General features: G+C 47.4%; 12 protein-coding genes. 8 read left to right on the top strand and 4 right to left on the bottom strand.

Translation table 11 applies throughout. From position 1 onward, the window contains the following. Window positions 1-115 precede the first annotated feature (115 nt). Entirely contained in the window at window positions 116-784 is a 669-nt protein-coding gene (locus GON05_RS24570) for a helix-turn-helix domain-containing protein (RefSeq protein ID WP_157322755.1), read from the bottom strand. A gap of 170 nt (window positions 785-954) precedes the next feature. On the opposite strand from GON05_RS24570, the gene GON05_RS24565 reads away from it, so the two are divergent. From GON05_RS24565 to GON05_RS24535, 7 genes are all read left to right on the top strand, one after another. Then, on the top strand, window positions 955-2,991 hold the full coding sequence (locus GON05_RS24565) for a glycoside hydrolase family 15 protein (RefSeq protein ID WP_157322753.1): 2,037 nt from the start codon (window positions 955-957) through the stop codon (window positions 2,989-2,991). Window positions 2,992-3,009: 18 nt separating this feature from the next. Next, on the top strand, window positions 3,010-4,161 hold the full coding sequence (locus tag GON05_RS24560; protein ID WP_157322751.1) for a glucose 1-dehydrogenase: 1,152 nt from the start codon (window positions 3,010-3,012) through the stop codon (window positions 4,159-4,161). 114 nt (window positions 4,162-4,275) lie between these two features. After that, window positions 4,276-4,695, top strand: coding sequence for a disulfide oxidoreductase (locus GON05_RS24555; RefSeq protein ID WP_127454697.1), 420 nt, complete (start codon window positions 4,276-4,278; stop codon window positions 4,693-4,695). Window positions 4,696-4,764: 69 nt separating this feature from the next. After that, window positions 4,765-5,775: a polysaccharide deacetylase family protein gene (locus GON05_RS24550; protein WP_246239411.1), complete on the top strand. Its 1,011-nt coding sequence runs from the start codon at window positions 4,765-4,767 to the stop codon at window positions 5,773-5,775. A gap of 114 nt (window positions 5,776-5,889) precedes the next feature. Then, window positions 5,890-6,699 carry a glutamate racemase gene (racE, locus tag GON05_RS24545; RefSeq protein WP_181646695.1) on the top strand — a complete coding sequence of 270 codons (810 nt, stop codon included), beginning with the start codon at window positions 5,890-5,892 and terminating at the stop codon, window positions 6,697-6,699. A gap of 933 nt (window positions 6,700-7,632) precedes the next feature. Beyond that, window positions 7,633-8,523 (top strand): M14 family metallopeptidase, encoded by an 891-nt coding sequence (locus tag GON05_RS24540; RefSeq protein WP_157322745.1) that lies wholly within the window; start codon window positions 7,633-7,635, stop codon window positions 8,521-8,523. Window positions 8,524-8,612: 89 nt separating this feature from the next. Then, window positions 8,613-8,822 carry a hypothetical protein gene (locus GON05_RS24535; protein WP_127454690.1) on the top strand — a complete coding sequence of 70 codons (210 nt, stop codon included), beginning with the start codon at window positions 8,613-8,615 and terminating at the stop codon, window positions 8,820-8,822. 290 nt (window positions 8,823-9,112) lie between these two features. Here the strand turns inward: GON05_RS24535 and GON05_RS24530 are convergent, their stop codons facing one another. Then, window positions 9,113-9,292 carry a hypothetical protein gene (locus GON05_RS24530; protein WP_127454688.1) on the bottom strand — a complete coding sequence of 60 codons (180 nt, stop codon included), beginning with the start codon at window positions 9,290-9,292 and terminating at the stop codon, window positions 9,113-9,115. Between the two features lie 197 nt (window positions 9,293-9,489). Continuing rightward, window positions 9,490-11,736, bottom strand: coding sequence for an FAD-dependent oxidoreductase (locus tag GON05_RS24525; protein ID WP_157322744.1), 2,247 nt, complete (start codon window positions 11,734-11,736; stop codon window positions 9,490-9,492). 121 nt (window positions 11,737-11,857) lie between these two features. Here GON05_RS24525 and GON05_RS24520 point away from each other — a divergent pair, with 121 nt between their 5' ends. Further along, window positions 11,858-12,640, top strand: coding sequence for an AraC family transcriptional regulator (locus GON05_RS24520; protein WP_157322742.1), 783 nt, complete (start codon window positions 11,858-11,860; stop codon window positions 12,638-12,640). A 47-nt stretch (window positions 12,641-12,687) separates the two neighbouring features. Here the strand turns inward: GON05_RS24520 and ytvI are convergent, their stop codons facing one another. Further along, the gene (ytvI, locus tag GON05_RS24515; RefSeq protein ID WP_157322740.1) at window positions 12,688-13,800 is read right to left on the bottom strand and encodes a sporulation integral membrane protein YtvI; all 1,113 of its coding nucleotides are present in this window, start codon (window positions 13,798-13,800) and stop codon (window positions 12,688-12,690) included. Window positions 13,801-13,831: the final 31 nt, after the last annotated feature.

Genomic DNA, 13,831 nt, shown 5'->3' with positions numbered 1-13,831 from the left:
TTCTTTACCAACCCTCTCTACCAAAAAATCAATGCAATCAACCTTTATAGATAGACGAAAAAAAAGGAGTAAAGTTTCATTCTTCATGAACTTTACTCCTTTTTAACAATTCGTATTAGATTGGGCGCTTTACTGAAGACAGCAATGAATCTGCTGCGGAAGGACGCTCGTAATGAAATTCCAAGCCCATTCCCGTATTCCGGGCTACGCTGCGAATAATGAGATCGTGGTACTTCTTTTGTCGGATGGCGGCAATAACAACAAATTTTGAAATGCCGAGCGTGTCAAAATAAAGTTTACCTTCTTTTTCAATATATTTTTGCACATGATTCATATTGACGAAAAGGTCGGTATCCATCTTTTTAAAGCCCATTTCTTCGAGCTTATCCAAGAAAAGACTGAAATCAAGCAACGAATTTACAGCTTGGCTGATACGTTCAAAACGGGTATGATAAATCATTTCTTTCGAGCTGACTTCAATAAATAATGTATCGTTCATGGAAACCGGTTCCTGCAAGGCTTCTTTGCTGCTTGCTTGCTCACTCTCGTTCTCGAGGTAGCCAGCTTTCTCCATTAAATCGGTGTATGGAATGTTGTAGGCATCCGACAGCTTTTTTAACGTAACAGGCGATGGGTTGATTTTTTCATTGGTCGAGCGATTGCGCTCCAGTTCCAAATCTCTGATGTAGGCGTGTGAAAGTCCGCTTTTGTTAGCTGCTTCGCGCAGGGACATTTTGCCCCGTAAGCTTTCCAAAAATTTACCGAATCCTTCTAATTGCTTCATAGTGATGAATCCCTCCATATTGTTTAATTGTAAATGAGTTTGGTGGAAATGAAAATGTTTACGCTTGAATTGGTGCTATTTCCCTGAAGTCCCTGCCATGTGGGCAGCGTGCATATTTATGCTTGGCGATTGGAAAATTAGTAGCATCATCATGGAAAGAGGCTGATCGCATGGCAAGAGATTTACCCATTGGGAACGGGAATGTACTCATTAATTTTGACGCTGCTTATAATATTCGTGACATGTATTACCCTTTAGTAGGTCAAGAGAATCAATCTAGCGATCATCTTTCACATTTTGGTATTTGGTGTGCGCGAGATTTCTTCTGGATCGACCATCCGGAAGTTTCGAAAAAGCTGAAATACCTAGAAGATTCGCTGGTTACGAACGTTGAATGCGCCCATGAGAGATTGGGATTAAGCTTCATTATTCGAGATGGTGTAGATGTTCAACAAAATATTTTTTTACGCAAAATAATGATGGAAAACCATTTTGATGAGGAAAGAGAGATCAAACTTTACTTTCATTTGGATTTGCAAATCTATGGCAACGGTGTCGGCGATACCATTTATTTTGACCCGGAGTTGAATTCGCTTCTGTTTTATAAAGGGCATCGTTATATGTCGTTGTCGGGTTTATCTCCAGATGTCGATAAGCCGTATCCCAGCGGTTATGCAACGGGGCAGAAAGGCATACATGGCCTTGAAGGCACATGGCGTGATGCGGAAGACGGCCATTTAGGGGGAAATCCGATTGCGCAGGGTTCTGTTGACGGGACGCTAGAGTTGACGATGATGCTGCCTCCCAAAAGCTCGAAAGAAGCGTGGTTCTGGGTTTGTTTCGGCCATACGAAGCAGGAGGTCGAGCGATTGGAAAGCTTGCTGCGCACAGAGTCGCCACAAGCTTTGCTGCAGCGCACCCATGATCACTGGGTAAGATGGGTCAACCAGGATGCTCATCAGCTTAGCTTGCTGAAGCCGGAATTGGCTTCCTTTTACAAAAGATGCCTGTTGATCACTAGAACGAATGTTGACAATCGTGGCGCGATTATTGCAGCAAATGACTCGGATATTTTGAAGTTTGCCAAAGATACCTACTCCTACATGTGGCCGCGGGACGGGGCACTGGTATCTCATGCCTTAGACCGGGCCGGGTATTATGATCTGTCCAGGAAATTTTTTGATTTTTGCATAAAAGTATTGACGCCTGAAGGGTATCTCATGCACAAATACAACCCCGATAGCTCCGTAGGCTCAAGCTGGCACCCATGGGTGGACGGTCAGGGGAAAAAGCAGCTGGCCATTCAAGAGGATGAAACAGCACTCGTTCTGTATACGTTGTGGCATCATCACAAGCTGGCAGGCACGATAGAGCGTTCCCGTGAAGATTATGAGAAATTTGTGAAACCCGCTGCGGACTTTCTCGTTCATTATCGGGATGCATCCGGGCTTCCGCTGCCCTCCTACGATCTTTGGGAAGAGCGCTATGGTGTGCTAGCCTTTACCGTTGCCTCTGTCTATGCGGGTCTGGTTGCTGCCGCTCGTTTCGCTGATTATCACCAGGATAAAGCGCGTGCCGTTTATTATGCCGATATCGCGGATCAGGTAAAAAAGGCTGCCGAACAGCAGTTGTTTGCGGCTGATCAGAATCGCTTTTTGCGAGCTTTATATTGGAGTTATGGTGAAAATAAATATGTGCCTGACTATACGATGGATATGAGTATGTACGGGTTATTCGATTTTGGCTTGTTCGAGCTGGAGGATCCGAGGCTCGTGGCGACGATGAAGATTCTAAAAGAGAAATTGTGGGTACATACGGATATCGGCGGCATCGCCAGATATGAAAATGACTACTACCATCAGGTGACGAATGATGTCGCTAAGGTGCCAGGCAATCCGTGGTTTATCTGTACGCTATGGTATGCGGAATGGCTGGTGGCCTCGGCAAAAGTGATTGAAGATTTGCAAGAAGCGGAAAATCTGATGTTCTGGGCAATACACCATGCGCTGCCCTCAGGCACAATGGCGGAGCAGGTACATCCGTTCACAGGCGCGCCGCTTTCCGTTTCGCCTTTAACATGGTCACACGCTTCTTTTATCAAAGTTACGCAAGAGTATTTATCTAAACTAAAAAAAATGACCTCGACAGGAACCAAACAAGCGGCGGATGCCAGTGAAGACAAAGTGTTGGAGCCAATTGTTCAATAGTTGGGAGGAGATGATGAGATGAGAGCGATTCGCGTCAAACAACTGCGACAAGGTAACCCTTCGATTGCTCTGGAAACCGTGGATGATCCCGTGATTTCTCATCCGCAAGAGGTTATTGTCAAGGTATTGGCAGTAGGTTTAGACGGCACGGATAAGGAAATTTTACAGGAAAAATACGGTGTTCCTCCGCAAGGTGAGGACGACTTGACGACAGGTCATGAATCTTTAGGGGTTGTTGCTGAAGCTGGCGCAGAGAGCGGATTCCAAGCAGGAGATCTCGTGACCGCCATTGTCCGGCGGCCCTGCCGGAATCAAAGCTGTGTCAATTGCCGGAACGGTCACTCAGACTTCTGTCAAACCGGGGAATTTGTGGAGCGTGGTATCAAAGGCGCCCACGGTTTTCTCTCCGAATATTACAGAGAAGACGGACGTTATCTCGTACAAGTTCCTACGGATCTGCTCGAGCACGGCGTTCTGGTTGAGCCGCAGAGTATTGTAGAGAAAGTGTGGGATCAGGTGCTGCGCGTACAGCAGCGGCTGATCTGGGAGCCGAAGACAGCGCTTGTCCTTGGCTCAGGCCCTTTAGGGCTGCTTGCTGCTATAACGTGCAGGCTGCTCGGTTTGGACGTGTACGTTTGGTCGAGATCCCCGCAGGATAGCCTACAAGCGCAGCTTGTTAAGGACTGCGGGGGCGTGTATCAAACGGCGGACGAAGACGGCGGTTTGACGGCTTACGCGGAGGGACTCGGTAAGCCGATAGATTTTGTGCTTGAATGCACGGGCTTCAGCCCGCTGGCCTTCGAGGCTATGGCTGTGCTAGCGCCGAATGGCGTGCTGGCGCTGCTCGGGGTTACGCCAGCTGACCGCAAGCTGGAGATTTCCTCCGACATGCTCAATCAGAGCATGGTGCTGGAGAACAAATGCGTGATCGGTTCGGTGAATGCCGCACGCAAGGATTTTGAGACGGCCATCTATCGGCTGCAGCAGATGGAGCGGGTGTATTCCGGTTGGCTTGACCGGCTGGTCACCAACCGGATGAAGCTGGAGGCCGTGCCGAAGCTGGACTTTGCAAGCATCCCGATCAAAGCGGTTGTCGACATCGTTCCGGTGGAGCAGTGGCGCGGCCTGGTGAAACAAACGATCGAAGTTGAGTACAGTTTTTCGGTATGATTAGAGCCAAGCAGGTTGGGAAGTGCCTGCTTGGTTTTTTTGCAACCTGACCCAAAATGTTAGACTTCCCTCCTATATTTTTCTATAATATGGGGAAAGGGAGGACGAGCACAAATGTCAAAAAAATTCTTAAGAGAAAACGGTATGCACCTATCATGGCTGATTGCTTTAATTGCCACATTAGGAAGCTTGTATTTCTCGGAAATTATGCATTTTATACCTTGCAAACTATGTTGGTATCAACGTATTCTCATGTATCCGCTGGCCATCATTCTGGGGATCGCTGCTGTGCGCAGAGACTACAAGCTGACGATTTATGTATTACCCCTCACGATTTGGGGAGCCTGTATTTCCGTTTATCACGTTTTGCTTCAATCCGGGGTTTTTCACGAATCCGCGACTGGTTGCGGGCCGATTCCATGTGATGTAGATTACTTGAACTGGCTTGGTTTTATCACCATTCCTATGCTAGCCGGAACGGCTTTTATTTTGATCACTATTCTCCAATATTTGACATACCGAGCTACGAAATAACACCATGTTCCAAAAATAGGCAGGTAATTTGTCTAGCACTGTCGAAAGGAGTACTGAACGTATTCCATCATGCGAGGTGCTACAATGACATCTATTACCAAAAGTGCTGCACTGCTGATCCTTTTAAGCGCAACATTGGTCGGTTGTGCAGACAAAAGCCTGTTCTCTCCTGCTGCCGAAGCTGTAACGACACCAAGTCCGCAAGCAACCACCAAAGCAGCGGAGCCTACGCCAACTTCAACTCCAACTCCTAAACCAACAGCAAAGCCCATAGCTACTCCCAAACAGACCGTAGTTCCGAGCGCTACTCCGCATCCTACGACTGCCCCTAGCCCTGCAGCATCCGCAAAGCCGGCAACCGACGCTACCAAAACAAAGCCAGTCGCAGGGGACAAGACCCCCTACTCCTGGTATTACATGAAGAAGAAAACCGGGCAGGTTCCTGATTTTCCGAAAGAAACGAAATCATTTACCGCTGATCAGAAAGCCGTTTGGGTTGGGACCGGGAAAAAGGTTTATCTAACGATTGATGCGGGAGGCCCGCTGATTGAAGTGGATTTAATGCTAAAATCCTTGAAGGAAAACGGAGTGAAAGCGAACTTTTTCATCTCAGGGAACAATATCAAGTCTAACCCGGATTATTTGAAAAGAGTTGTGGCAGACGGTCATTTTGTAGCTAATCATACGATGACGCACAAAGATTTCAATGAGCTGAGCGATGACCAAATTCGCAAGGAAATTACGGATTTTGAAGCCTTATATAAGAAGATAACCGGTAAAGAGGTCGAGAAATACTTTCGCTTCCCTTACGGTCACTACAATATGCATAATTTGAGTTTAGTATCGAGCATGGGGTATACGTCTGTCTTTTGGTCGACGGCTATGCGCGATTGGGAACCGCGGGAGAATGGGGCCGAGGATCCGTACAACGATATCATGAATAATTTGCATGATGGCAATGTTATTTTGATGCATCAGGGATCTTTGGAAAACATGCAGGCGCTCGCGCGCATCTGCAAGGAAATCAAGAAGAAGGGCTACGAATTCGCACTTGTGAATGATTTGCAGCCAAAAAAATAGGTGACCGACCACCAAGAATCAGTGTTGTAAGCCTAGGTACCTTTCAGCTTGTACGTTCATATTCTATCCATGTAGCCTTTGAAATTCATTAACCGGCAAAGGAAGCGGATAGGTGTGCAGCAAGCGATAGCCGTACTGGACTCCGGAGTCGGAGGATTAACTGTAGTAAAAGAACTCATGAGGCAGCTGCCGCAGGAAAAAGTCATCTATTTCGGTGATACGGCTCGAAGTCCTTATGGACCGCGATCAGCTGTAGAAGTACGTACATTTACCCGGCAAATTGTAGATTATTTAATTCAATTTAACCCTAAAATGATTGTGATTGCATGCAATACGGCAACGGCGGTTGCCATAGAAGATATTCGAGAGCGCGTCTCGATACCAGTGTTGGGTGTTATCTCGCCAGGCGCACGAGCCGCAATCAAGCACACGCGAACCGGGATCGTCGGGGTGATCGGCACGGAAGGTACGATCAAAAGCAAGGCCTACGAACATGCCTTAAGGTTAATCTCGCCGGGCATACAGGTGTACAGCGAGTCTTGCCCGCTTTTGGCGCCTTTCGTAGAAAAGGGGCTTTTTGGAAGAGAGCAAGAGCAGGAGATTGTGGCGCAGTCGCTTCAGCCGTTGATCGACAAGCCCATTGATTGTTTAATATTGGGATGTACGCATTATCCGTTTTTGATGGAGCCGATCTCCCGGGTGATGGGACCGGACGTCACCTTGATTTCATCTGCCGATGAAACGGCAAGAGAAATCAGCACGATTTTGTACCATCGCGATCGGATGGAAACATCGGGGATATTGCCGATTCACCAATTTTTTTGCAGTGGAGAACCTACGTTATTTAAGCGCATAACGGAAAGCTGGCTCAAAGATCAGATAGCCATTACACCTGTCGTTTGGCAGGTACCAACTATTTTTTGAATAGACCCTCAGGGGTCTGTTTTTAAAGAAAAGAGTTGTTCTGGGTTGAGCGAAAGCTCAACTTTTTTTTGTTAAAATCTAAGTATGGAATCGAATCTACTCAAACAAATATTTATCGTTGTAAAGATAGTTGTGCAGCAAGTTGAAGGGCTACGTTGCATTACATACAACGGAATGGTGTGGTCAGACCGCGATTGCGGTCTTTCGTTGCACATCATACAACCATTTGTTGCAAAAGGTGAATTGTAAGCGATTTAAATGCAACAATCGTTGTATGAAGTGCAATATAGATGCGAAGTGAGGCCCCTTTACGGCCAAATGGTTGCGCAAAATACAACATAGACTGTCACAGTCGCAACTCGGACACCACCCCATGAAATTTGCTGCTATCGCTCCAGCGGCAGCGGTTCCTCCCTGGAAGAGAACTACAGGGCTCTATTTCATCGAAATAAGCTCTTCTTCGCGTGGAGGGGAACTGACATCCTCTATTTGTTCGTTTTCTTGAAGAAAACGGGATTAGGCGGTCAAATAAAACCTTGTAGTTCCGCTTGACTGATCGCGGAAACGGGCTTAATTTTTTAGAATAGCGCCTTGTAGTTCCTCAAAGGGGCCTGCTAGCCCAATTATCTCTCCTATGAGGATGCCCCTCCGCCAATTGTCTCAGTAACGATGAATTATTATCGGCGTTGGGTGTTCTCCACTCCAAACTTCGCTCCTACTGGTCTCTTAACAAGCTAAACTACGGAGGGAAATTAACGCCTTCAACGATTCCTTTCTCCTCAACGAGGAACTACAGGGCTCTATTTCATTGAAATAGGCCATTTTTCATTGTAGGAAGTGTGCAACAACTTAACTTTGTTACGCCGCATGTTTCTAATGGAGAAGGCATATTCATAACCTACGTAGGAGATCAAAGAGCTGTGAGGTGGTCGTATGTTGGGTTACGGGTATGGGACGTTGTGTGATGAATTGAATCGGCTTGGCAGGATTTATCCTTTCCTGCATGTCGAAGTTATAGGAGAAAGTGTGATGGGAAAAGGCATACCTGCGCTGCGCATCGGCCAGGGAGCCAGAGAGCTCCATGTCAACGCAGCGATCCATGCAAATGAATGGATTACGACCCCGCTTGTTATGCAGTTCGTAGAGGATCTCGCTTGTTCCTATGCCAGAGGAACGGCTTGGCAGGGCAGAAACACCAGACGCCTGCTTTCCGAGTACTCCTTATGGGTTGTTCCGATGGTGAATCCTGACGGTGTAGAACTTGTGCTTAATGGCATCGGACCTGATCATCCCTACCAAGCCAATCTGCTGGAGTTGAACGGAGATCAGCCTGATTTTAGCAGCTGGAAAGCGAATATAAGGGGCGTAGACCTTAATGACCAGTTCCCTGCCCATTGGGAAGAAGAGGCTGAGCGCAGGGGGCAGTTGGGGCCGGGGCCGCGGGATTATGGCGGTGAGACGCCGCTATCGGAGCCGGAGACTGCCGCGCTTGCGCGTTTTACAGAATGCCACCCGTTTGAGCTCGTTGTTGCCCTGCATACGCAAGGTAGAGAGATTTATTGGAATTACCGGGGGTATGAACCTCCGGAATCCGAGTCATTTGCCGACCAATTAGCGGTTGTCAGCGGTTATGAAGCCGTGAAATTAACCGATAGCGATGCAGGGTATAAGGATTGGTTCATTCAACAATTCCGCAGGCCTGGATTTACCGTCGAGTTGGGTTATGGTGTCAATCCGCTGCCCGTGGAAGCCTTCGCCGAATTGTATGGAGAGATCGTCCCGATCCTGCTGACTGCGCTGGATTTACAAACCGTTAACCGCTAGACAAGATCAGGAACATAACCTTGTCCCTCAAGAACCGTTCTGTCCAGACTTCATATACTGGAGTAAGTAGACGGTTGGGAGGCGAGGTTATGGCACCACCTAAAGGCAAAGGCAAAGTTGCTAAGAAGAAAATAGTATCTTCCAGAGAGCAGTACACGATGAGAATAGTGGAGTCGTCTACGTGTGCGGTTTGTAAAACACAATGTACAAGAGGACTTCGTTATTTGGAGCATATGGCTCAACCTGGGGCTGTAGGTAGAGGGGTTCCCTGTATTTTAACAAGAAGAAAAATCAATTAACGAAAAAAAGTCCACGCCTAAAGCAAGAGAGGCATGGACTTTTCTTTATTTACTTGTGCCCTTTATTGCTTTTCTGATCATGCGTTTTCGTCGTTGTATTTTTGCGGGATTGTCCTTGCTGTTTATGATCTGCTGACATGGCTGGTCCTCCTTGAATATCGTTGTTGAGAAGCGCGTGATTATTATAAGCAGTTGGTTGATTTTGATACAGTGGTACCAAGAGGAAAATAAAAACCCAACGCACGATGGTAATCGTTCGTTGGGCTGTATGCGAAGATGGTAGAGTGCAATTAATGGTTAGGAGGAAGCAGTTTATCTTCGAGGCGTTGTTTTACCTTCTTGATGGCATCTCGCTCTAATTTGTGGTTTAAGTTGAACTTCGCACCTGTTAATGCAAGCGCTTCCTTAACAGTCATTTCTACATAAATAATCTCTTCACCTTGACGAATTTGAATAGAATTTTGTTCCATTTCCATCACTCCTATGTCAACTTTTTGAAGAGGAAACCTTGATTTGTCGCACTTTTAATATAACATATCATGTAAGGTTAAACAAGGGTTATTAAGACCTATTTATAGAAAAAGAATGTCGGAAACGATGTCGGCCACCAAAGAAAAAAGCACGCGAAACGGCAGCATTTGCTAGGCCATTAAGCGTGCTTATGAGACTAACTGTAGCAGCGAATTTCTACGATTTCAGCTCGCTCAGCTCCGTTTGTTGATTCCACTAGCAAGCGTAAGCGGCTGGTTACAACGGTCTCAAGGAATGTATGAGTATGAAGGCGAGTGTGATTATTACATTCTTCAGCGACAGTTTTCCATTCCCCTCCAACAAAGGCCTGGAGTTTGTAGTCTTTAACCAACTCAGGAATAATCTCGAATGCTGTCCGATGATGATGCAAATTAATTAAATCCTCATGGACGTCATCATTCAAGGTCAACTGTACGCTGCGGATTGGCACGGCATTCGGCCAGCTGACTTCAAGCCACTCCGGCTTACCAGCTTGCAGATGAGCGGAAGACCACATGTTCGGGCCGCCGTATGGCCGTTTAAAGCCATTAGCCGCTTTATCCGGAGAGTAAGCCGAAGTAGGTGAGAGCAGCCGGAAGCAGATCGGCTTGCGGTTGAACTCGCCAGGCGTCCAATCAACGACAGGCTGGTTCGGTGTCGTGTCGCCATAATCTGCGGCATTGCTATTATCTTTATGCTTGAGCCCAAGGACGCCGGATTGCAGCTGGTCGGACTTATGGACCGATAGTGCAGGATTGCTGCGTAGAATAATAAAAGCATTTTGAGCGGTATCCGGATGCCAGCTTAACGGAACTTGGATCCACTGTCCAGATCCTTGCGGGACCGCTACTTGAACGGCTGTTACCTGTGTGTGCGGGACGTAGTTCTGCGGCTTCCCTGTGCTCCACAGCTCCACAGAGAGTTGCGTAGCCTCCGAGGCGTCAAGCAGCAGTTCCAAGCCTTCGATATGTGGATCTACAGGCACAAGAAGCGCCACACTATCCGCAAGCGGGAACACCGATGCGGATTTCTCTACGGCCAGCTGGCTCAAGGTGCTGGACGCTGTCAAGGTCGCGCCTAGCACAAGGTCGGCTGCGTCGGCGTTTTTGATCCCGAGCACGGAGGCATCCTGCCGCAGCAGCGTTTGCTGCAGCTCGCTCAGATGGCTGCCGTGCAGCTCGCGAGGGGAAATACCTTTCGCTGCGCAAAGGGCAGCGCCCGTTCCTGCGGCTTCGCCGATGACGGCACAAGTCGCCATGACGCGTGTCGTGCCGAAAGCGACGTGGGACGCGCTGATATTGCGCCCAGCCATAAGCATATTCGTCGTATTGACCGAATAGAGGGAACGGAACGGAATGTGGTAGCTGCCGTCCACATGCATATGCTTGGAGCCCTTCGCCGTGGCGTACATGCCTTGCGGTGGATGCAGGTCAATTGACCAGCCTCCGAAGGCGACGCGGTCTTCGAACAGCTCCTGTGCGATGACATCGTTTTGATTCAGCACGTAGTCCCCTACGAAACGACGGTATTCCCGTTTGCCCGGAACCGAACCGATCCATTCGAGTGTAAGGTTATCCGCTTCGAATTTACCGGAATTTTTAATATAATCCCAAATCCCGTAAATCACGGAAGACAGTTCATCACGGATTCTTTCGTTATCATGAACCGTATCCAGTTCGCCGCCCCACTCAATCCACCAGTAAGCGCAACCATTATCGCCGCTGCGAATAACCCGTTTCATCGGAATTGTGGTCTGCGTAATGTCTTTGGCGAAACTAGGCGGGATGTACTTCACAGGTCGGCCGGCATCTTTGGTGTAGAAGAGCAGAGTGCTGCCTAGTGTAATATCATCCGGGACGAGAGGAGCCCATTCTTCATTAAACTCCTCCTGTGCTTCACGGCCAATACGGAATTTCGCACCTGCCAGAAAACCGACAAGCCCGTCGCCTGTGCAGTCGAGATAGACACGGCTGTCGAAGCGGATACGGCGTTCCGACCCCATCATCCAGCCTGTAACGGATCGGATGGTCCGGGAAGTTTCGTCTCCGTCTGCATCAACTTCATGAACGTCCGTATTCAAGAAGAGAGTAATATTTTTCTCGGCTTTAACTTTTTCGAGTACAATCAGATCCCATAGATAGGGATTTCCATCGATATTGCGGTATTGATTCTCAACGAACATTTCCCCCATGATACCGGTTTCACGCGCATACCGATGAAGCCCGTGGGAAGTAGCTCCGCAAACCCACACGCGTACTTCACTACTGGAATTACCACCTAGAACAGGACGATTTTGAACAAGGGAAACGGTTTGACCTAATCTGGCTGCAGCGATCGCGGCACACACGCCGGCTAAACCTCCGCCGACAACGGTGATGTCGGATGTAACGATTTCGTGTTTCATGACCAGCACCTCACTAGTTGATAGAATATCTTTGATTTCATTGTAAAAGATTATATTCCTATTGAACATGCAGTCAGTTACAATGAGCATATACTTTATTTCACTTAAAGAGGGTGCGGGTATGGCTTTTCGTGATGTAGCGGTGAAACTTATTTCGCATGTTTACTGGCATCGTAAAGATGAGTTTATGTATAACGAGGACACGTATCCTTGCTGGACGTTATTTGCTGTGGAGGAAGGCAGATTTGTTTATGGAATCGGAGAGCACAAAGGGGAAGCGGGATTTGGCGATTTTGTTATTTGCCCGCCCCATGTTGGTTTTCGAAGGAGGACGCTGGAGCCATTGTCGTTTCATTTTCTGCAGTTTGTTTGGCTGTCGGAACCAAGTTCAGAGGAAGCAACCAGCTGGAGAGGCAAACTCGTCATTAAGGATATCGAGAGATTAGCCTCAAATTATCATTATTTGAAGGAGCTTCCGGGGTGGGATGAAGAGAGCACGCTGCATAAGCAGCACATGCTCAGCGATATGTTTCGATTAGTCGCAATTGAACGAGAGCTCAGAGAGGACCTTACTACAGAAACAGACAGTCTGATGGAAAAGGCACGCAAATATGTAACGGATCATGCGTACGGAAGTTTATCCATGTCGGATTTGGCAGAGAGCCTGGGGCTGACTCCCGTGCAGCTTACGCGAAGGTTTCGCAGAGCTTTCTCGCAAACACCTTCTGAATTTCTAAATGAATTGCGTTTAACCAGAGCGCGCCATTTACTGGAAGGGTCGACTTTGACGTTAGATGCAATCGCAGGAAAATGCGGTTTTGAAAACGGTTTTTACTTGAGTCGCGTGTTTACACAAAAAATGGGGATGGCTCCATCGGTGTACCGCAGTATGTATCGCGTATAATACGAAAAAAGCTCATCTTTCCAGAAAGGAAGGATGGGCTTTTAAGTTTATGGACCACTCGTAGGAAGATTGCCCTGTGCATATTCATCCTCAGGCTGGCGTATCCAGCGATGGAAATAGCCTTGTGTATACAGAGCTTTGAGCAAAATGATTAAAACAGGCGACAGGATGACTCCCGCAACGCCAAACAATGAAAGGGACACGATCATAAAGGCTAACGTCGTAAAGGCCGACACGCCCAGGGATTCCCCTGTAATTTTGGGTTCCATGATTTGTCTGACAAGGATAACGACAAGCAGCAGCGCGCTTAACCAGATCGCAAGTGTTGTCTGACCCACGATAAACAAATAAATGATCCACGGAATGAACAAAGTGGAGACACCTAGCAGCGGCAAAACATCGAAAATAGCCGAGAGCAGGGAGATAGAGAAAGCATTATTGACGTCGAGCAGAAGCAAAGCAACAAAAACGACGATAAACGTTAGGGAAATCAGCTTAAATTGGGCTTTTACGTAAGAGACAATCCCCTTCACGACATTTTCCTTTAGAAAGAAAAATACCGATTTAAACGTTCTTGGTGTTTTCTCACTGGCAAGGCGTTTCCAAGAGTCGATTTCTATGCTGAGGAAGTAGGCCAAAATGATTCCGACAATGAAGTTGAACATGAAGGTGGAAAAGGAAGTCAGCGAGGCTACTAGTCCGGATAAGAAAGTAATAATGAATTTTGAGGCATTACCTGCAAATTGTCCGGCATATTCTTTAATTTTCACAATGACATCAGGGGGCAATGTTTGGAAGCGATTATTTAGTTCGCTAATTTTATGTATGATTTGGTCATTAAAAACGGCTTGGTAATCGTCTACTTTATCGACAAGGCTCATGATCTGGCTTGTGAAAATAACGGCGGCGCCCGCCAGCGCGCCCAAGATGATCAGGACGAAGAGGAGCGTCGAGATCGCTGATGCAATCGACTTTCGCATCCCTTTCCGGTTCAGAAACCTAGCAAAAGGCTCGATCATCATGAAAATGATCAGAGCCAGAAAGATAGGTGTCGCGATGCGATACAAATAGCTGAACAACAGCATGAAGAGGTAGACGGTTAGAACAATGAGAGCAATGTCAAAAGCAGTTCTCCAATATTTCTTGTAAAAAGAAATCATGCATGTTCCTCCGGGCTTAAATGTTAATTGT

Source organism: Paenibacillus anseongensis (genome assembly GCF_009757995.1).
Taxonomy (GTDB): Bacteria; Bacillota; Bacilli; order Paenibacillales; family NBRC-103111; genus Paenibacillus_E; species Paenibacillus_E chondroitinus.
Note: the sequence above shows the minus strand (reverse complement) of the source record. Positions and strands in the feature narration are given on the sequence as shown.